At 58.9% G+C, this 18,760-nt stretch carries 17 protein-coding genes; 1 reads left to right on the top strand and 16 read right to left on the bottom strand.

All coding sequences use genetic code 11. The annotated features are described in order from the left end of the window. Positions 1 to 60 precede the first annotated feature (60 nt). The 14 genes from ACM3N8_RS08690 to tapM form a co-directional block, all read right to left on the bottom strand. The gene (locus ACM3N8_RS08690; protein WP_241278505.1) at positions 61 to 642 is read right to left on the bottom strand and encodes an aminodeoxychorismate synthase component II; all 582 of its coding nucleotides are present in this window, start codon (positions 640 to 642) and stop codon (positions 61 to 63) included. 21 nt (positions 643 to 663) lie between these two features. After that, positions 664 to 879: a hypothetical protein gene (locus ACM3N8_RS08685; protein ID WP_042867714.1), complete on the bottom strand. Its 216-nt coding sequence runs from the start codon at positions 877 to 879 to the stop codon at positions 664 to 666. Between the two features lie 123 nt (positions 880 to 1,002). Continuing rightward, positions 1,003 to 2,007: a tryptophan--tRNA ligase gene (gene trpS / locus ACM3N8_RS08680; protein WP_042867712.1), complete on the bottom strand. Its 1,005-nt coding sequence runs from the start codon at positions 2,005 to 2,007 to the stop codon at positions 1,003 to 1,005. A gap of 39 nt (positions 2,008 to 2,046) precedes the next feature. Beyond that, positions 2,047 to 2,715, bottom strand: coding sequence for a phosphoglycolate phosphatase (locus ACM3N8_RS08675; RefSeq protein WP_290017788.1), 669 nt, complete (start codon positions 2,713 to 2,715; stop codon positions 2,047 to 2,049). Further along, positions 2,702 to 3,376, bottom strand: coding sequence for a ribulose-phosphate 3-epimerase (gene rpe, locus ACM3N8_RS08670; RefSeq protein ID WP_353851968.1), 675 nt, complete (start codon positions 3,374 to 3,376; stop codon positions 2,702 to 2,704). Before rpe ends, ACM3N8_RS08675 begins: the two co-directional genes overlap by 14 nt. Before the next feature lie 375 nt (positions 3,377 to 3,751). Then, positions 3,752 to 4,624 carry a Dam family site-specific DNA-(adenine-N6)-methyltransferase gene (locus ACM3N8_RS08665; protein ID WP_043135660.1) on the bottom strand — a complete coding sequence of 291 codons (873 nt, stop codon included), beginning with the start codon at positions 4,622 to 4,624 and terminating at the stop codon, positions 3,752 to 3,754. Positions 4,625 to 4,694: 70 nt separating this feature from the next. Next, a complete protein-coding gene (locus ACM3N8_RS08660; protein WP_290017790.1) occupies positions 4,695 to 6,296 on the bottom strand; it encodes an SPOR domain-containing protein in 1,602 nt (533 codons plus the stop codon). Continuing rightward, a complete protein-coding gene (aroB, locus tag ACM3N8_RS08655; protein WP_290017791.1) occupies positions 6,289 to 7,368 on the bottom strand; it encodes a 3-dehydroquinate synthase in 1,080 nt (359 codons plus the stop codon). The genes ACM3N8_RS08660 and aroB overlap by 8 nt, the downstream gene beginning before the upstream one ends. Before the next feature lie 14 nt (positions 7,369 to 7,382). Further along, complete coding sequence (aroK, locus tag ACM3N8_RS08650) at positions 7,383 to 7,901, bottom strand: shikimate kinase AroK (protein ID WP_005298388.1); 519 nt, start codon at positions 7,899 to 7,901, stop codon at positions 7,383 to 7,385. Between the two features lie 191 nt (positions 7,902 to 8,092). Next, positions 8,093 to 10,291 (bottom strand): type IV pilus secretin PilQ, encoded by a 2,199-nt coding sequence (locus ACM3N8_RS08645; RefSeq protein ID WP_241278510.1) that lies wholly within the window; start codon positions 10,289 to 10,291, stop codon positions 8,093 to 8,095. A 15-nt stretch (positions 10,292 to 10,306) separates the two neighbouring features. After that, positions 10,307 to 10,837 (bottom strand): pilus assembly protein PilP, encoded by a 531-nt coding sequence (locus tag ACM3N8_RS08640; RefSeq protein ID WP_043135667.1) that lies wholly within the window; start codon positions 10,835 to 10,837, stop codon positions 10,307 to 10,309. After that, entirely contained in the window at positions 10,834 to 11,433 is a 600-nt protein-coding gene (gene tapO / locus ACM3N8_RS08635) for a PilO family type IV pilus biogenesis protein TapO (RefSeq protein ID WP_103470993.1), read from the bottom strand. The genes ACM3N8_RS08640 and tapO overlap by 4 nt, the downstream gene beginning before the upstream one ends. After that, positions 11,430 to 12,008 (bottom strand): PilN family type IV pilus biogenesis protein TapN, encoded by a 579-nt coding sequence (gene tapN, locus ACM3N8_RS08630; RefSeq protein WP_043135670.1) that lies wholly within the window; start codon positions 12,006 to 12,008, stop codon positions 11,430 to 11,432. Before tapN ends, tapO begins: the two co-directional genes overlap by 4 nt. Next, a complete protein-coding gene (tapM, locus tag ACM3N8_RS08625) occupies positions 11,996 to 13,069 on the bottom strand; it encodes a PilM family type IVa pilus assembly protein TapM (protein WP_290017793.1) in 1,074 nt (357 codons plus the stop codon). The genes tapN and tapM overlap by 13 nt, the downstream gene beginning before the upstream one ends. A 285-nt stretch (positions 13,070 to 13,354) precedes the next feature. Here tapM and ACM3N8_RS08620 point away from each other — a divergent pair, with 285 nt between their 5' ends. Beyond that, entirely contained in the window at positions 13,355 to 15,844 is a 2,490-nt protein-coding gene (locus tag ACM3N8_RS08620) for a penicillin-binding protein 1A (protein WP_290017795.1), read from the top strand. 64 nt (positions 15,845 to 15,908) lie between these two features. On the opposite strand, the gene oxyR is transcribed toward ACM3N8_RS08620, so the two are convergent. Then, entirely contained in the window at positions 15,909 to 16,805 is an 897-nt protein-coding gene (gene oxyR, locus ACM3N8_RS08615; protein WP_043135675.1) for a DNA-binding transcriptional regulator OxyR, read from the bottom strand. Positions 16,806 to 16,966: 161 nt separating this feature from the next. Further along, the gene (locus tag ACM3N8_RS08610) at positions 16,967 to 18,607 is read right to left on the bottom strand and encodes a methyl-accepting chemotaxis protein (protein WP_416015984.1); all 1,641 of its coding nucleotides are present in this window, start codon (positions 18,605 to 18,607) and stop codon (positions 16,967 to 16,969) included. Positions 18,608 to 18,760: the final 153 nt, after the last annotated feature.

The following is an 18,760-nucleotide window of genomic DNA, read 5'->3' as shown; positions in this document are numbered from 1 at the left end:
AAAGTGTCAGGGAAAATATTTTTGGCCTCATTTCGATTCTGGGAGGCCGATCACAACTATTCAGGAACTTGCTAAAAAATTGGCCAGCAATTGGTGGCCCTGTTCGCTCAAAATGCTCTCCGGATGGAACTGAACCCCCTCTATATTCAACTGCTTGTGGCGCAGGCCCATGATCTCGTCAAAGGAGCCATCGGCGTGCTCGCTCCAGGCGGTGATCTCGAAACAGTCGGGCAATGTGCCCTGATCCACGATCAGCGAATGATAACGGGTGACCCGCAGCGGGTCGTTCAGACCGCGAAATATACCCTGCCCCTGATGGCGGATGAGCGACGTCTTGCCATGCATCACCTGACGGGCGCGCACCACCCGAGCCCCGAAAGCCTGCGCCAGCGACTGGTGGCCGAGACAGACGCCCAGAATGGGAAGCTGGCCGGCAAACCGGCTGATGGCAGCAAGGGAAATGCCCGCCTCATTGGGGGTGCAGGGGCCGGGAGAGATCACCAGATAACGGGGGGATAGCTGCGCTATGGCGTCCAGCGTCAGTTCATCATTGCGCTTCACCACCACCTCTTGCCCCAGGGCGCCAAAATACTGCACCAGGTTCCAGGTAAAGGAGTCGTAGTTATCGATCAGCAACAGCATGGGGTAACCAGAAACAGAGAATCAACGATCCAGATAACGACCCTGTTCCATTTCGCGCTCGCGCTGACACTCGGCCAGATAGATGGCGGCGGCGATGGCAGGGGTCTTGTGGTATTTGTCGATGGCGTTGGAGACCATCAGCTGCAGGGTATTGAGGTTCTTGGCCTTGCGAAATTTACGCAGCCAGTGACCCTTGTCGCCCAGCTCTTCAATCATGGTATTGGATTCGACAGACATGCTTACTCTTGGGGCAGAAGCCCGCGTTTGAAATTGGAAGATGAATTAACGAATAGCAGGTCGGGTAAAACAAAGAAAGCCAGGCAAATACCCAGCTCTCTTCTACTACACCTTCCCAGTATGTCAGGCTCGAGGAACGAAGCCGACTACATCATATACGCTGGTCAGGGTTTTTTCAGCCCTTTCACGTGCCTTTTGTGCACCTGCCGCCAAAATTGTTTGCAGATGAGCCTCATCCTGACGCAGCTCGCGGAAGCGCGCCTGGATGGGTTCCAGCAAGGCGACGACCGCCTCGGCAGTCTCGGTCTTGAGGTGACCGTACATCTTGCCTTCGAAGTGCTGCTCCAGCTCTGGGATGGAGCGCCCCGTCACCCCGGACATCAGGGTCAGCAGGTTGGAGACACCCGGCTTGTTTTCCGGATCGAAGCGCACCACGGCCGGCTCGTCGGAGTCGGTTACCGCCCGCTTGATCTTCTTGACGATCTGCTTGGGATCTTCCAGCAGGCCGATGAAGTTGGCCTCGTTGTCGTCAGATTTGGACATCTTCTTGGTCGGATCCTGCAGACTCATCACCCGCGCCCCGTCGGTGGGGATGAAGGGCTCGGGCAGAGTGAACACCTCGCCGTGCAGGTTGTTGAACCGGGTGCAGATGTCGCGAGTCAGCTCCAGATGTTGCTTCTGATCGTTGCCGACCGGCACCTGATTGGCCTGATAGAGCAGGATATCGGCAGCCATCAGCACCGGATAGCCGAACAGGCCGACGTTGACGTTGTTCTCGAAACGGGCGGACTTGTCCTTGAACTGGGTCATGCGCGACAGCTCGCCCATCTGGGTGTAGCAGTTCAGGATCCAGCCCAGCTCGGCGTGCTGTGGCACGTGAGACTGGATGAAGACGGTGCTCTTGGCCGGATCAATCCCCACCGCCAGATAGAGGGCGGCGGCATCGAGACACGCCTTGCGCAGGGCAGCCGGCTCCTGGCGGGTGGTGATGGCGTGCAGGTCGACGATGCAGTAGAGGCAGTCGAAATCATCCTGCATGTTGACCCACTGACGCAGGGCCCCCAGGTAGTTGCCTATGGTCAGCTGGCCCGACGGTTGGGCCCCGCTCAGTACGATTGGTTTAGTCATGAGAGTGTTAATCCTTGTTATTCGGCCAGCCCAGCAGCCTTATTCGGCCAGCAGCGCATCGAGCTGGGCAAACTGCTCGCATACCCAGTCCGGGCGGGAATCTGCGATGGGGCGGCCGTAGTTATAGCCGTAGGTCAGTCCCACCACCTTCATGCCGGCGGCCTGAGCGGCCAGCACGTCATTCTCGGAGTCGCCCACCATCAGGGTGCGCGACGGGCTGACGCCCAGCTCGTGGCAGGCGTGCAGCAGCGGATCCGGGCTGGGTTTTTTAACGGGCACGCAGTTGCCGCCCAGCCAGAGCGCGAAACAGTCACCGATGCCGAGGGCATCCAGGATGGGCTGCACGAAGTGACTCGGCTTGTTGGTCACCACGGCCTGTTTGTAACCGAGCTTCTGCAGGCGGCGCAGGCTCTGCTCCACCCCGTCATACATGGCCAACCCTTCCAGCAGACAGGCCTGATAATGCCGATCGAACAGGGGGCGCGCCTTGGCAAACAGCTCGGGGGCCTCGCGGTAATCCAGCGCGCGCTGGATCAGCTTGTCGGCGCCATTGCCGACCCAGGTACGTACCACGGCCTCGTCGGCCTCGGCCAGTCCCAGCTCGGTGAGGGTACGGTTGACCGCCAGCGCCAGTTGAGGGGCGCTGTCGATCAGGGTGCCGTCCAGATCGAACAGCACCAGATCAAAATCACGCTCAGCGTTCGACATGGGCAAGCTCCGCACGCATCCGGTCGATCACTGCCTTGTAGTCCGGCTGGCTGAAGATGGCAGAACCGGCCACGAACATGTCGGCACCGGCTTGTGCTATCTCGCGAATGTTGTCGACCTTGACGCCGCCGTCGATCTCGAGACGAATGTCACGGCCACTCTCGTCGATCAGGCGACGCACCTGGCGCAGCTTGTCGAGGGTGCCGGGGATGAAGCTCTGACCACCGAAGCCCGGGTTGACCGACATCAGCAGGATCACATCCAGCTTGTCCATCACGAACTCGAGGCAGGAGAGCGGCGTCGCCGGGTTCAGCACCAGACCCGCCTGGCAGCCCTGCTCCTTGATGAGGCCCAGGGTGCGATCCACGTGATCGGACGCTTCCGGGTGGAAGGTGATCAGATTGGCGCCCGCCTTGGCGAAGTCCGGGACTATGCGATCCACCGGCTTGACCATCAGGTGCACATCGATGAGCGCCTCTATGCCATAGTCGCGCAGCGCCTGACAGACCATGGGGCCTATGGTCAGGTTGGGGACATAGTGGTTGTCCATCACGTCGAAATGCACCACGTCGGCACCGGCGGTCAGCACCCTGGCGACATCATCGCCCAGACGGGCGAAATCGGCGGAAAGGATCGAGGGGGCAATCAGAAAGTCTTTCATCAGCGTCATCCATTGGCTAGCGGGCAGAAAAAGCGGCGCAATTTTACCGCAAATATCCGATGAAAACGACCCGAACGCGGGGAGGAAAAAACGGGCCCGCGGCTTTACCGCCCATATCCGATGAAAACACCCCATACACGGGGAGGAAAAAACGGGCCGCCAGCTTTACCGCCCATATCCGATGAAAACACCCCATACACGGGGAGGAAAAAACGGGCCGCCCGCTTTACCGCCCATATCCGATAAAAACGCCTCATACACGGGGAGGAAAAAATAGGCCGCCAGCTTTACCAGCCATGTCCGGCGAAAACGATGCGAACACAAGGATAGCAACGGGCAGAAACAGCGGCGGCACCCAAAGGTGCCGCCAGAAGGTCAGCCGAGTGAGACAAGCTCGGCGTCGCTGGGGTAGTAACCCTGCTCCGGCTCGATACCGGGCGGGTAGAGCGCCAGCAGCTCGGCCACCTTGTTGCGGCTGCCGCCGTTGCGGCTGATGGTGCGCTTGACCAGGATCTCGTCCAGTCGCGCACCACGGTAGAGCTCGCGGGTCAGCTCTATGTCGTGGTTGCTGATGAGCACGGGCACCCCCTTGCGGGCCGCCGTGTGACGGGCCAGCCGCGCCAGTATGGCCTGATCATCCAGGGTGAAGCCGCCTGCGGAATAGGTAGTGAAGCTCGCCGTGGTGGAGAGCGGCGCATAGGGGGGATCGCAGTAGATCACCCAGTCCGGTTCGGCACGCTTGATGGCATCAGCATAGCTTTCGCAGATGAAGGTCGCCTTCTGCGCCTTCTCGGCAAAAGCCCACAGCTCTTTCTCCGGGAAGTAGGGCTTCTTGTAGGAACCGAATGGCACGTTGAAGCCGCCCTTCTTGTTATAGCGGCACAAACCATTGAAGCCGTGACGGTTGAGAAACAGGAACAGCAGCGCCCGCTCGAAGGTGGTCTCGGTCTGGTTGAACTGGGTACGCAGCCGATAGTAGGCCGCCTTGTGATTGTGCTCGGCTACAAACAGCTTGCGCGCCTCGGCGATGAATCGGTCAGGCGTCAGCTTGAGATGGTTGTAAAGGCAGATCAGATCCGGATTGATGTCGTTGAGCACATAGGCGTCGTAGTCGGTGTTGAGAAACACGGACCCGGCCCCGACGAAGGGCTCCAGCAACACACGCCCGGCCGGCAAGCGCTCGGCAATCTCTTCAACCAGGGAGTATTTTCCCCCGGCCCATTTTAAAAAAGCGCGTGTTTTTTTCATGGAAATCCGGTGTTAAGAAGGCATCGACCAAAAAAGGGGGACGATTCTACCCCCTTACCGGGCGCAATGGCTATTGCTTCAACTCTTTTTGTACCTGAGCAAACGACTTGGGCCAGGGCTGACCCTTGAGCAGGGCGGGCGAGAGCTTGCGAATGGCGGCCTTGGCCTGGGCAGCGTTGGCATAATCCCCTTGCAGTACCACGTACCAGGGGCTGCCACGGAACTGGGTTTTGTAAACCCAGATATTGCCAGCCAGCGCATGCTCGGCCACGAACTTGTCGACGGCCTTGGTGTTGCTCGCCCCCATCAGCTGGACGCTGTAATGATTCCTGGGCTTCTTGTTCAGGGTCGCCGCCGGCGTCAATGCCACCTTGGGTGAGGGGGCCGCCACGGGTTCAACCACGGCTGGCTTGACCGCCGGTTTGGTTGCAACCGAGGTGCTCTGGGTCTTGGGCGCAGTGGCCGGCTTGGCAAGCAGGCCCTGGGTCGATGCATTCTGAGCCTGGGCAACCTGAGTCGCAACGGCCTGGGAACCGGCACCGGTCAGCTCATCCACCACGGCCGTGGGCAAGGCACCGCTGACATCGGGCTGCTTCATCAGTTTCTCGACCACTTCATCTGAGATCACCACCCGGCGTCCCTCGTAGTTGGTCGATTCCGTGGTCACAGTCTCGCTCTCGACCGCCTTGGGCAACACCTTGGCATCCGGCTGCCAATCGCGCACCACACCGCCAGGATTGCCAGCGCCGCCATCATGGGTTGCGTTCTGATTGCCATTCTGGCTGGTGTTACTGCCGCCTATGGTCAGCGGATCCCCACCCGACACGGGAATAGGCAAGGCGGTGGTTTGCGCAGGCTCCAGCGCAGTGCTTTGGCTCTCACTGTTGAACAGGGCTGGCAGCAGATAGCTCAGAGCCAGCAAACCGGCGGCAACCAGTGCCAGCACGGTCGCAATCTTCTTGACGGGCAACTCGGCCTGACGCTTCTTGGGCCTTCTGTCGGTCATGATATCCTCCAGTAACTGCATGATGGTGGACGGATGTCCATTTGCCGCTTTCAGGATCTCTTCCACTTTCAGCTTGGGCAAGAGGGCTGTCGGGATCTTGAGCTCTTTGGCTTTCTCATACAAGAAGATACGTTGCTCTGGCGCGCTCAGTGGCGCGACTTCCAGCTCCAGTGCCGGCATGGCCCGCCCTTTCAGCTGCGCCTTCTGGTTGCGACACCAGACGTCACTGCCGGAGAGCACTATGGCCAGCTGATGGGGCACGGTCAGGGTATCGTTGTGACGACAGAGGCTCCACAGCTCGCCGACCAGCTCGGCGGGCAACTCGTCGGCGCGTTCGATCAGCAGCAGCAGGGTGGCAGGTTTGCCTTCCAGCATGCGAAAGAAGCTGTCGGCCAGCGCATCCTGTGGATTGAACAGCGGCCTTGCCACCACCTGCGGCAACAGCAACTGGCGCACGTCCGCCATCTTCATGGCAGAGCTGCCAATCAGGCTCACCACCCGTACTTTTTCGGGCAGGGCGCCGAGCAGAGATTCACACAGGGTGCCGCGACCACTGCCGTGCTTGCCACAGAGGAAAATAAAGGGGTGATTGAATTCAATCAGGTGCAGCAGCCGGTCAACCAGCTGCCGCTGGGAAGGAAGCTTAAGCAGTTTATTATTACTCACGACCAGACTCGATCACCGCCAACAATTCAGCATCAGAGACATCGGCCACCACCTGTGCATGACCAATACCGACCGGCAGCACCAGTCGCAGCTTGCCTTCCAGTACCTTCTTGTCACGCCGCATATGGCGAATGAAGGCATCGAAATCCATCTCGGCCGGGGCTTGTACCGGCAGATTCGCGGCCAGCAACAGATCGCGGATACGAGCGACCTGCCGCTTATCCAGCTCGCCACGCGCCTCGGCCGTGAATGCGGCCAGCATCATGCCTGCGGCAACGGCTTCGCCGTGCAGCCAGTTGCCGTAGCCTTTCTCGGCCTCGATGGCGTGACCAAAGGTGTGGCCCAGGTTCAACAGGGCACGCACACCGTGCTCAGTCTCGTCCTGCCCCACCACATCGGCCTTGATCTCGCAGCAGCGACGAATGGCATACGCCAGGGCAGCCGGTTCCAGCGCCTGCAGACGGGACATGTTGGTTTCGAGCCAAGAGAAGAATTCGGCGTCCCAGATGATGCCGTACTTGATGACCTCGGCCATGCCGGCGGCAAATTCACGGGCAGGCAGGGTCTTGAGGCATTCGGTGTCGATGACCACATGCTTGGGCTGATAGAAGGCCCCAATCATGTTCTTGCCGAGGGGATGATTGACGGCGGTCTTGCCGCCGACGGAGGAATCAACCTGGGAGAGCAGTGTGGTAGGCACTTGAATAAGAGGAATGCCACGTTGGTAGCTTGCCGCAGCAAAGCCGACAACATCCCCTATCACACCGCCCCCCAGGGCGATCAGTGTAGTGTCCCGACCATGGTTGGTTTCCAGCAGAGCAGACATGATCCGCTCGAAGGTTGCCAGGGTCTTGTAGGCTTCACCATCCGGCAGGATCAGGTGTTCAACCTGAAAACCGGACAGCAACTGGATAATCCGCTCAAGATACAAGGGTGCGACAACGGTATTGGTCACTATCATGACCCGCTTGCCCTTGATGGTTTGTGTCAGCACCTCTGCATGCTGCAACAGACCCGCCGCTATCTCGATGGGATAACTGCGTTCACCCAGTTCGACCTTCAACCTTTCCATGGACGTCCTCTAGATTACATGCCAATCAACTTAACAATTTGATTAGCAACAACTTTAGCGCTCTGATCATCAGTCTGGATGACAAAGTCAGCCACTTCTTCATACAGTGCATTGCGCTCTTGTGCCAGACGCTCGAGTACTTCGCGCGGCGGCTCTTCGGTTTGCAGCAGTGGGCGGCGCTTGTCTCTTTGTGTGCGCGCCAGCTGCTTTTCAATCGTTGTTTCGAGGTACACCACGATACCGCGAGCAGAGAGCTTGTTCCGTGTTTCACGGCTCTTGATGGCACCGCCACCCGTCGCCAGCACGATACCCTGCTGTTCTGAAAGGTCGCCTATGACCTTCTCTTCGCGGATCCGGAAACCCTCTTCGCCTTCAACATCGAACACCCAGCCGATATCGGCACCACTGCGGCGCTCAATCTCATGATCTGAGTCGAAAAACTCCATATGCAGTTGTTCTGCCAGATGTCTACCTATGGTGCTCTTGCCCGCACCCATGGGACCTATCAGGAAAATATTGCGTTTCTCAGCCATGTCTTTTCATTAGTAATTACAAACTGTACGACCCCGACAAACACTCGATCGGGGTACCTATGAACCTTGTCTTGCGATGGATCAGGAGGGGGATTATCTCAATAGAAATCGGGACTGGCAACCGCAGCCCTTACGCCCCAGCCTCATTGGGGCGTAAGGTTATATGTGTTTTACCCTCACATGTAAAGCATTCAGAAGGCGTCGGTGACTATCTTCGGCGTCACGAAAATCAGCAATTCCCGCTTTTTATTCTCGCTGGTTGTCTTGCGAAACAACACGCCAAGACCCGGGATATCACCGAGCAGAGGCACCTTGCTGACGTCGCTCTTGATGGTCTGTTGATAGATGCCGCCAAGCACCAGGGTCTCGCCATTGTTGACCAGCACCTGGGTGGTGATGGACTGGGCATTGATGGAGACGGCATCACCGGTACCGGTTGGTACCGTCTCGCCCTTGGTATCCTGGGTCACGGTCAGATCCAGGATAACCCGGTTGTCCGGCGTGATTTGCGGCGTGACCTTGAGGCTCAATACTGCCTTCTTGAAGGTGACCGAGGTGGCACCACTGGAGGAGGACTCCACATAGGGGATCTCGGTACCCTGCTCGATCAGCGCCGGTTTCTGGTTGGCGGTGGTAACACGGGGGCTGGCGATGATTTCAGCCTTGCTCTCTTTTTCCAGCGCCGACAGCTCGAGGTCCAGCAGGGTGCCATCTGCCAGGCGGGCCACCTGGAATGCCAGGGTGCCAGCGGCATTGGTCACCGGCAGATTGACGTTCAATCTGTCATCCACCCCGGGACGGGTGATGGCCGAACCGCCGTTGTTATTGCCGGAGCCGTCATTGCCTTCGATGGTACCTGACGTGCTGTTGCCGTGACCGTCGTTCTTGGTCACCCCCCAACGCACCCCGAGCGCCTCGTCGAAACCATCATCTATGGTCACCATGCGCGCTTCGATCACCACCTGTTTGACCGGAATGTCCAGAATGTCCAGCATGCGCTTGATGTTGCTGATGACATCTGCCGTATCCTTGACCACCAGCACGTTGGTCCGCTCATCGACACTTACGGCCCCCTTGGAAGAGAGCAGCTTGGTGCTTTCGGAGGAGAGCAGCGCCGCCACCTCGGATGCCTTGGCATAGTTGATCTGCAGGTATTCGGTATAGAGGGGTGCCAGATCGGCGACCTGATTGCGACTCTCCAGCTGCTGCTTCTCGCGGGCGGCTATCTCTTCTGCCGGCGCCACCAGCAGAATGTTGTTATCCAGTCGTTTATCCAGCCCTCTCACCTTGAGGATGATGTCCAGTGCCTGCTCCCAAGGCACGCCATCAAGCCGCAGCGTGATATTGCCCGACACCGAGTCCGTGGTGACCAGGTTTAGGTTGTTGAAATCGGCGATGAGCTGCAGCACGGTGCGCACCGGGATGTCCTGGAAGTTCAGCGAAATCGGCTTGCCCTGATACTGCTTGCCAGCGGTCACTGCGGTGCGTTTTTTCACCTCGACGATGAACGTCTTGTCCGCCTGATCGTAGCGATAATCAAACTGGCCGTTGATGGAGAGCTCGAACAGGGTGTCATTGCCCTGACGGAACACCTCCACCTGGGAGACGGGGGTGGCAAAGTCCTGCACATTGATTAGATTGAGCAGGTCGTCCGGCACCCTGGTACCATGGAACTTGGCCAGCACTGTCTGGCCACGGCTGCTGACATCGACTGCCGCCGAGCTGTTGTCCAGCGTGACCAGGAACTCCCCCTGCCCCTCCTTGCCACGTCTGAAATCTACCCCCTTGACGGAGTTAAAATAGGCGCCGCTCGCCCCGGTTTGAGCCGCAGGCAAGACGGGTTTACTGGCCACTGGTGCTGCCACCGGGGCTGACTGGGCGACCAGCTGGGTGTTAATCAGGGCTGATTGCACCACAGGTTGAGGATTGACAAAAGCGGGCGAAGCCGCTGGTGATGAGACCATACCAACCGACTGGGTCGAAGCCGGCAGCGGCATGGTTGCCTTTTCTCCCAGAGCGACCAGCAACTTGTTGCCCTGCTGGTGCACCTGATAAGGGGTCAATTGATCGAGCGCTATCTTGATGTCGAGCCCGGCGCCCTTGCCCTCGACCTTGAGGTTATCGACACCCTGCTGCTTGATGGGAAGCGGATTGACATTGAGTGCCCCCACGGCTCCCGGCACATGCAGCAACAGCTGATTGGGCTCATAGGATAGCCGGTCGGTAAAACCGCTTACCGGTTCACTGAAGCTCAACTCCAGCAACAGCTGGTCGGCCATCAGCGGATTCACCTTCACCTCTTGCAAGGTGGCCACAGCCCAGGCCTGGCTCCATGCTCCGGCGCAAAACAGCAGGGCAACTCTGGTTACAGTACCGATTGTTGTTCTCATCGCAGTCATCCCTGATTATCGTTTTGCTTCAAGATTGGCCATGCCCAACTGGGTTTCTCTGGTGACCCAGCATCCTTTTCCATCCGGTATTGTCTCAATCAAATCCACGTAAGTGTCAGTGATCCTGATCACCCGACCCTGATCCAGTCCCATATGTTGGTTCAGACCCACCCGGACGGATTGGCCATCCGGCGTCCGGATCAAGGCCCACAACTGGCCCTGCTTGCCGAGCGAGCCCTGCATGATCAGGCTGGCCAGTGAATAGCTCTCCAACACTTCCTTCTCTCTGTTGGCGACTATCTGGGCACAATCCGGTTTCACCTTGGCATCCACCTTGGCGCTGCTGGCCTCTGGCTGGGGCGCAATGAAGGGGCTGCGCTGATCGCTGAGGTGATAGGCCATGGGCGAAAAGGGTTTGATTTCAGGCAGCGGCTCGATAGGCACAGGCTGTCTGGCCTTGGTCTGAGCCACATAATTATCCATGTCATCCTGCCCACCGCAGGCTGTCAGCAGACAGACGGGCAACAGTACGCAGATCATTCTCATTTTTTCTGCCCCACTGTCTTGCCGTTGTACTTGTAGGTCTTGGCCAGCATCGACATGCCGATCATCTCGTCCGGCTCCTTGCTCTGACCCAAGGTGAACGACTCCAGGATGACGATCCGCGGCAGTGCCGCCATGTCGGCCGTGAACTTGCCAATCTCATGGTAGGTGCCCACTACCTCGATCCGCATGGGCAGTTCGGTGGAAAACTCGTGCTTTATCTCGGGCTCCCAGTTGATGCGATTCAATTTGAGGCCATTGTCGGTCGCAATGAAGCTGATATCGTCCAGCAAGCCGGCCACCTCGTGCGTATTGGGTAACTGTTTGAGCTGGGTATCGACCAACTGCTCAAGCTGCACCATCTGTATCTTGTATGCGCCCAGATTGGCCGCCAGCATCGCCTTGCTCTCGAACTGCGCCTTCAGTTCAGCCTCCTTGTTGGTTTCCTGGGTCAACAAGGTCAATGAATGCGCAATCACGTAGTAATAGATGGCGCCGCCCAGCAAGGCACAGAAAAACAGGATGAAAATGCCCTTGGCCAACTTGGGCCAGCCGGCAATGTTGTTGAGATCCAGTTCATTGAGCTGTTGCAGGTTCATTCTTGCCCCTTAACCGCATCGACGGTGGCGCCAGCCGCAGCTGCGACCTGGAACATCATGGAGAACTGGCTCAGCGAGACAGGCGCAACGTCGGCCGCAAAAATCGTGCTGATCTGTGACTGCCCCAGCCAGCCGGAGCCATCGATGCGTCGCATCATGCTGGCAACCCGGCCATAGGCCTCGGTCTTGCCGTTGACGTCGATCCGGTTGTCTTGCAAGGCCAGCGTGTTCAGATACACGCCGTTGGGTACCAGCGAGGGCAACTGGTTGAACAGCCGAACCGGCAGATTGCGGCGCATCTGCAGATGCTCGATCAGTTGCATGCGATCGATCAGCTCCTTGCGCCTCTCTTTGAGCAAGCGGATCTCGCCGAGCTGTGCGTCGAGTATGGTCATCTCCTGCTGCAAGCGTTGATTGCGCTGCTGTTGATGACTGATCTGCTGCTCCACCAGCCAGTCGGCGGCAAAGCCGAGGGAAGCGGTGATCGCCAGGAAAATCCCGAGCATGACCCCGAACTGTTTCTTCTGTCGCTGAGCTCTGGCTTCGCGCCAGGGGAGTAGGTTTATATTTGACATGGCGTGAAGCTCCTCAATGCCAGACCCAGCGCCGTCATGTACTTGGCACCATGGGCAAGCCCCCCCTCCCCTTTGGGTTTGCCAAACAGGGCGAAGGGATCGGGATGCAATACTTCACAATTGAGTTCATTGCCGACCTGGGCGACCAGCCCGGGTAGCAGGCTGCCACCGCCAGTCAGCACCAGCTTGGAGAGCTCCCTGTGTCCGGAGGAGCTGCAAAACAGCTGAACGTTGCGCCTGACTTGCTGCAGCAAGGCATTAATGTGTGGCAGCAGCACATCCAGCTCGTAGTCGACCGGTAATTTGCCCTGCAGCTTGGCCTGCTCTGCATCATCCAGCGACAGGTTGTAGAAAGAGGCCAATGCCTGGCTGTATTGATCACCGCCGAAATTCTGCAGACGGGAGTAGATCACCTCGCCCTTGACCAGGGCGGCAAAGGTCATGGCACTGGCGCCGATATCGATAACGCCAACCGGCTTTTCCCAGGCAAGCAAATCAGGCAGACAGGCGAGGACGGCGCGGCCCAGAGCATGAGCCCCCACATCCACTACCTTGGTGGTCATCTCGGCTTCGGACAGTGCCGTGACCCGACCGCTCACGCTCTCGGTACGGGCGGCGCTCAGCAGTACCTCCTGGCGATCCTGATCGTTGACCTTGCCGAGGATCTCAAAATCCAGGCTCACTTCATCGAGGGGGAAGGGGATGAGCTGTTCGGCCTCCATCTGGACCTGATTTTCCAGCTCGTTCTCACCCAGGCTGGCATCAACCTGAATGACTTTGGTGATCACATTGGAACCGGTGACGGCCGTCGCCACGTACTGGCTGTTGCCAGAGATGAGGCGCTTGAGGGCCTTGAGAGACTGGCTGACCCGTTCGATATCCTGCAGCTGATAATCGACCAGGGTGCCCTTGGGGGTCGCCACTTCGGCCACAGATTCAAAATGCAGCTTGCCGGGGCGCCCGGTGATAGTGACAGCCTTGATGGTCTGGCTCCCAAAATCAATACCCGCCAGAGGAAGCAGGGAACCTTTATTGAATAGCCCAAACATATACACATCCATGCGTTATTGGGTTTTAGGATTGATTGTAGGACAGCTAATCAGATGATGATGACTTAACTCATCCTAAATGCTCTATCTATCAATGTCATAAAGTTTACACCGAAAAGTGATGCATCTCGCTTTCTTGCCGCCCCCGCCTCCCCTTGGTTATTGAGCCGCAGAATGCTAACCTCCCGCCTCTTCTCGAGGAGCCTGACTGCTGACAGGAAAACCTCGAATTCCCGGAGGCAAAAGGGCTATACTCTGCGCCCGTTGGCTAATTTTAAGACGATTGGTAGTTCTTCCATGCTGAAATGGCTCGTACGCCTGTTTATTGTCATGATGCTGGGTGCAGTGCTGGGTGTTGCCAGCCTCATCGGCATCTACTTCTACATCAAGCCCCAGTTGCCCGATGTGACCGCGCTGCGCGATGTCAAGCTGGCCACCCCGATGAAGGTGTACAGCCGGGATGGGGAATTGATCTCCCAATTTGGCGAAATTCGTCGCATCCCGCTGCGTCTGGATGAAATTCCCCAGTCCATGATAGATGCCGTGCTCGCGACCGAGGATGCCCGCTTCTATGAGCACCCGGGAATAGACCCGATCGGTATCATTCGAGCCGCCACCGTCTGGGCCGTCTCCGGCCATGCCCGTCAGGGCGCCAGTACCATCACCCAGCAGGTCGCCCGCAACTTCTTCCTGAGCAATGAGAAGACCATAGTGCGCAAGGTCAAGGAAGTGTTCCTGGCCTGGCGTATCGAGCAGAATCTCTCCAAGGACGAGATACTGCAGCTCTACCTCAACAAGATACCGCTCGGTTACCGCGCGTTCGGGATAGGCGCCGCCGCTCAGGTCTACTTCGGCAAAGAGGTCAAAGACCTGACTCTGGACGAGATCGCCATCATAGCCGGCCTGCCGAAGGCACCGTCCATGTTGAACCCGATCCGTTCACCGGAGCGTGCCTTCGCCCGCCGCAACGTGGTGCTGGGTCGCATGCTGGAAACCGGCAAGATCACCCAGGCTCAGTATGACGAGGCCTCCAAGATGCCGATCAAGGCCCGCTATCACGGCGCCGAGATCACCCTCAATGCCCCTTACCTGGGGGAGATGGTGCGCCAGAAGATGGTGGAGCAGTTTGGTGAAGACGCCTACACCATGGGCCTGCACGTCTACACCACAGTCACTGCCAAGCGCCAGCGTGCCGCCCGTCTGGCCCTGCTGGATGGCGTGTTCGACTACGATACCCGTCATGGCTACCGTGGCACGACAGCCCAGCTGTGGAAAGCGGGAGAAGCCGACTGGGATTACGACCAGATCATGGCGCACCTGGCCAAGCAACCCACTTACGAGCCCCTGATGGCCGCCGTGGTCACCAAGCTGGGTGACAAGAGTGCGACCCTGGTGCTGAAAAATGGCAAGCAGGCAGAACTCGGCTGGAACGGCATCAAATGGGCTCGCGCCTTCATCACCGATGATCGCCAGGGCTTCGCCCCCCGCTCCGCCCACGACATGCTGAAAGTCGGCGCCCAAATCTGGGTGCGGGAGAAGGGTGAAGAGCTGCTGCTCTCCCAGATCCCCGAGGTCAACGCCGCCCTGGTGGCCATGAACCCGCAGGATGGTGCCATCGAGGCCCTGGTCGGCGGCTTCAGCTTCGAGCTGTCCAAATTCAACCGGGTCGATCAGGCGCGCCGTCAGATAGGCTCCAACATCAAGCCCTTCCTCTATGCCACCGCGCTGGAGCAGGGCTATACCCTGGCTTCCCTCATCAATGATGCGCCGATCAACCAGTGGGACCCCTCCAAGGGCCCCATGTGGCAGCCCAAGAACTCCCCGGCCATCTACGAAGGTCCCACCTCGCTGCGGCTCGGTCTTGCCAAGTCCAAGAACGTGATGTCGGTGCGACTGATGCGTGCCATCGGTCTGGATACCTATATCGACGGCCTGACCCGCTTCGGGTTCGCACGCGACACCATATCCCGCAATGAATCGCTGGCGCTGGGCGCCGCCGAATTCACCCCGCTGGAAGTGGTGCGCGGTTATTCCGTCATGGCCAACGGCGGCTTCCAGGTGACCCCCTATTTCATCACGGACGTGACCGACAGCTTCGGGGAGCCCCTGTACCAGGCCAACCCTGCCGCCGCCTGTCGTGATTGCGGCGTGCTGGCCGCGGCCGGTCTCGACAGTGCCGATGCCTACGCCAATACCGGCGGCGACTGGAAGGCCCAGTGCCCGATCGATCCTGTCGTGCCCAACAACATGGCACCACAGACCATCAGTGCCCAGAGCACCTTCCTGGTCACGGATACCCTGACCACAGCCATCTGGGGTGGCAACGGCTGGCGCGGTACCGGCTGGCGGGCGGCTCGCGACCTCAAGCGTCACGACATCTCCGGCAAGACGGGGACCACCAACGAATCCCGTGATGCCTGGTTCTCCGGTTACACGCCGAACCTGGTCGCCACCTCCTGGATAGGTTTTGACAACCACCAGCGGGGTCTTGGCCGGGCCGAGTTCGGCGGCGGCGCGGCCCAGCCTATCTGGATCGACTTCATGAAGACGGCGCTCAAGCAGGTGCCCGAGCGCAAGATGCCGGTACCCGAGGGGATCATCACGGTACGGATCGATCGCGAGACCGGTCTGCTGACCAATCGCACCGACGGCAGCAGCACTGAGGAGTTCTTCAAGGAAGGCACTGAGCCGACCCGCTATGCGACCCAGAGCTCGGACGGGAATCAGGTGTATGGCGGCGACGGCTCGCCCACTGACGGGCCCGTATCTACCGACGACATCTTCTAAGCGACAGCTCAAGATAAAAAAACCGGCGCCAAGGCGCCGGTTTTCTTTTTCTGCTTCGTAAATATCAACCGAGCAGGCTCTTCATCAGGCTGGAGATGCGGGCAGCCAGCTCGTTGAAGCAGGGCCTGCGTACCGAGTAGTGGCGATAGAGCAACGAGATGGCACGGCCCGGCACCGGGTCGATCACGGGGCGATAGCTGACGCCCCCTTCCTCCGCATTGGCAGGCACGGCCAGTTTGGGCACCAGCGTCATGCCGCTGCCCGCGGCGACCATGTTGCGCAACGTCTCCAGGCTGGTGCCCTTGAAGCGCTGATCCTCACCGATACCCGCGGCGAAGCAGAACCCCATCGCCTGATCCCGCAGACAGTGGCCATCGGCCAGCATCAGCAGTTTCTTGCCCTTGAGATTGCTGAGCGGTACCGACTTGGCCCTGGCTTCCGGGTGATGCTGCGGTACAGCCAGCCACATGGGCTCCTGATAGAGGGGAATCGAGCCAAACCCTTCCATCCCCTCAAGTTCGGCGAGGATGAGACAATCCAGCTCCCCTTCCTCCAGCCGCTTGAGCAGCACCTGGGTCTGCTCCTCATAGAGATAGAACTCCAGCTTGGGAAAATGCTCGCGCAGATCCTGGATGATGTGGGGCAGCAGATAGGGACCGACGGTGGGAATGAAACCGATATGGATCTCGCCGGACATGGGTTCGGCGAAGTGCTGGCCTATGCTCTTGAGCTCACGCACCTCTTTTAGCACCTTGCGGGCCTGATGGGCCATGGCGTCACCGGCCGGGGTAAACAGCACCTTGCGGGAGGTGCGCTCGATCAGGATCACCCCCAGCTCGTCCTCCAGCTTGCGCAGCTGGCCGCTCAGGGTCGGCTGGCTGACGAAGCAGCGCTCCGCCGCCTTGCGAAAGTGCTTCTCCTCTTCCAATGCCACCAAATACTCGAGATCGCGAAGGTTCATACATCCAGAATCCTGCCAACCAATTGGGCCATTAGCATGCCCAAGAAAGACAGGAGGGACAAGGGATGGTGACTGAATGGAAAAAGAGGGGTGGATGGAAAAACAAAACGGGCCCGGATCCAGGATCCGGGCCCGCTCAAGCGGCGAGTGTCAAACCGTCATTACACCCGGAAGCGACGTACCATCTCCTGCAGCTGGGTCGCCAGGTGGTTGAGGTCGTTGCAGGCCTGAGCCATCTGGGTCGCTCCAGCCGCCACCTCTTCCGAGGCATGGCTGATGTTGACCACGTTGCGGTTGAGCTCTTCGCTCACAGCGCCCTGCTCTTCGGTCGCGGTCGCGATCTGTATGTTCATGTGGGAGATGCTCTCCACAGAGCCGCTGATCTCGGAAATGGACGCTCCCGCCTCCCGCGCCGTGCTCACTGTGGAGTTCATCATGTCCTGGCTCTGCTGCATGGTGGTGCCGGCCTGTTCGGCCCGCTGCTGCAGTTCGGCAATGATGGTGTTGATCTGGGAGGTGGAATCCTGAGTCCGTTTCGCCAGGGTACGCACCTCATCGGCCACCACGGCGAAACCACGACCCTGTTCACCGGCCCGGGCCGCCTCGATGGCGGCGTTGAGCGCGAGCAGGTTGGTCTGCTCTGCGATCCCGCGGATCACCTCCAGCACCATGCCGATGTTGCGGCTGTCATCACCGAGCTGGCGGATCACCACGGCGGTACTTTCGATGGCACCGGCCACCTGTTCAATACGCTTGATGGAGTCGTTGACGGTGCGAGCCCCCAGCTCGGCCGTGCTGCTGGCGGCACTGGCAGCACTGGCTGCATCGCTGGTATTGCGGGACACCTCCTGCACCGTGGCCTGCATCTCGTTCATGGCGGTCGCCAGCTGGTTCAACTCATGCTGCTGGCTGTTCATATTGTTGGCAGACTGACGGGCCACGGCGCTGATCTCTTCCGCCGCCGAGCTGAGCTGTACAACTGAGCCGGACACCTCGCTGACCAGGTTGCGCAAGTTTTTCTGCATCTCGCCAAAGCCTTTGGCCAGCTGGCCCAGCTCGTCGTTGTTGAACTGTCTCAAGTCGAGGTGCGTCGCCAGATCGCCGGCAGAGACCTTGCGAGTCTGCTCCAGCAAGGCCATGACGGGATTGCGGATCTGGCCGGTCAGCAACCAGGCCACGACGACGACGAACGCCAGCGTCATCACTCCCACCAGGATGCTCATGTTGCGCGAGTTGCTGTAAAGCTCGGCGACCGATTTGACCATGCCGTCGGCAATTTCGTTGTTGATCTCGCGCAGACGATAAGATTTGGAACCCACCTCTTCCAGGGCGACACGAGTCTCGTTTTTACGCAAACCTTTTACCCGTTCGAGGTCGCCATTGGCGAAAGCCGTCACCAGCTCCTCATGCACGGAGAAATATTTGGCACCGGCAGCAACCAACTGCTCATAGGTCTGCCGCTCTTCATCCGTGCTGAAGGGCAGCGAGCCATATTTTTGCGCCGCCGCATCAAACTCCTGCTTCGCCTTGTTAAAGGTGGTGGTGCGGTCACTGACCTCCTGGGCATCCTTGTTCAGGCCGCCGATGACCTGAGCCAGCTCGGAGCGACGAGCATCGAGAATGGCCACATGCATCTGGCTGGCATAGCGGGTCGATGGCAACAAATTCCCGGAGATGGTTTCAGTATCACCGTAGAGGCGTGACAGCTGAGCGATGGAAAACCACGCCAACCCCAGAACCAGCAAGGCCAATACGGCAAAGCCGGCACTCAACTTCTGACCTATAGACATATTTTTGAACATGATTGGTATCCTTGGCGGCTAGACGCAAACCCGTGGAGCCGAACTCCCGAGCCATCACCCATAGAGCATAGCGCGATGATCGCAAGCGGATGATTTTCAAACTATCCGCTAGTCAATATATCGTCATGCCCACAGATAGCATGAGGATCAAGC

This window comes from Aeromonas sp. A04, assembly GCF_047780465.1.
GTDB lineage: Bacteria > Pseudomonadota > Gammaproteobacteria > Enterobacterales > Aeromonadaceae > Aeromonas > Aeromonas bestiarum.
This window is presented reverse-complemented; position numbering and strand designations above follow the sequence as displayed.

Excerpts from the sequence above, each read along its gene's own strand:
- ACM3N8_RS08690 (WP_241278505.1), bottom strand. The coding sequence starts at position 642 with ATGCTGTTGCTGATCGATAACTACGACTCCTTTACCTGGAACCTGGTG.
- ACM3N8_RS08685 (WP_042867714.1), bottom strand. The coding sequence starts at position 879 with ATGTCTGTCGAATCCAATACCATGATTGAAGAGCTGGGCGACAAGGGT.
- trpS (WP_042867712.1), bottom strand. The coding sequence starts at position 2,007 with ATGACTAAACCAATCGTACTGAGCGGGGCCCAACCGTCGGGCCAGCTG.
- ACM3N8_RS08675 (WP_290017788.1), bottom strand. The coding sequence starts at position 2,715 with ATGTCGAACGCTGAGCGTGATTTTGATCTGGTGCTGTTCGATCTGGAC.
- rpe (WP_353851968.1), bottom strand. The coding sequence starts at position 3,376 with ATGAAAGACTTTCTGATTGCCCCCTCGATCCTTTCCGCCGATTTCGCC.
- ACM3N8_RS08665 (WP_043135660.1), bottom strand. The coding sequence starts at position 4,624 with ATGAAAAAAACACGCGCTTTTTTAAAATGGGCCGGGGGAAAATACTCC.
- aroB (WP_290017791.1), bottom strand. The coding sequence starts at position 7,368 with ATGGAAAGGTTGAAGGTCGAACTGGGTGAACGCAGTTATCCCATCGAG.
- aroK (WP_005298388.1), bottom strand. The coding sequence starts at position 7,901 with ATGGCTGAGAAACGCAATATTTTCCTGATAGGTCCCATGGGTGCGGGC.
- ACM3N8_RS08645 (WP_241278510.1), bottom strand. The coding sequence starts at position 10,291 with ATGAGAACAACAATCGGTACTGTAACCAGAGTTGCCCTGCTGTTTTGC.
- ACM3N8_RS08640 (WP_043135667.1), bottom strand. The coding sequence starts at position 10,837 with ATGAGAATGATCTGCGTACTGTTGCCCGTCTGTCTGCTGACAGCCTGC.
- tapO (WP_103470993.1), bottom strand. The coding sequence starts at position 11,433 with ATGAACCTGCAACAGCTCAATGAACTGGATCTCAACAACATTGCCGGC.
- tapN (WP_043135670.1), bottom strand. The coding sequence starts at position 12,008 with ATGTCAAATATAAACCTACTCCCCTGGCGCGAAGCCAGAGCTCAGCGA.
- tapM (WP_290017793.1), bottom strand. The coding sequence starts at position 13,069 with ATGGATGTGTATATGTTTGGGCTATTCAATAAAGGTTCCCTGCTTCCT.
- ACM3N8_RS08620 (WP_290017795.1), top strand. The coding sequence starts at position 13,355 with ATGCTGAAATGGCTCGTACGCCTGTTTATTGTCATGATGCTGGGTGCA.
- oxyR (WP_043135675.1), bottom strand. The coding sequence starts at position 16,805 with ATGAACCTTCGCGATCTCGAGTATTTGGTGGCATTGGAAGAGGAGAAG.
- ACM3N8_RS08610 (WP_416015984.1), bottom strand. The coding sequence starts at position 18,607 with ATGTTCAAAAATATGTCTATAGGTCAGAAGTTGAGTGCCGGCTTTGCC.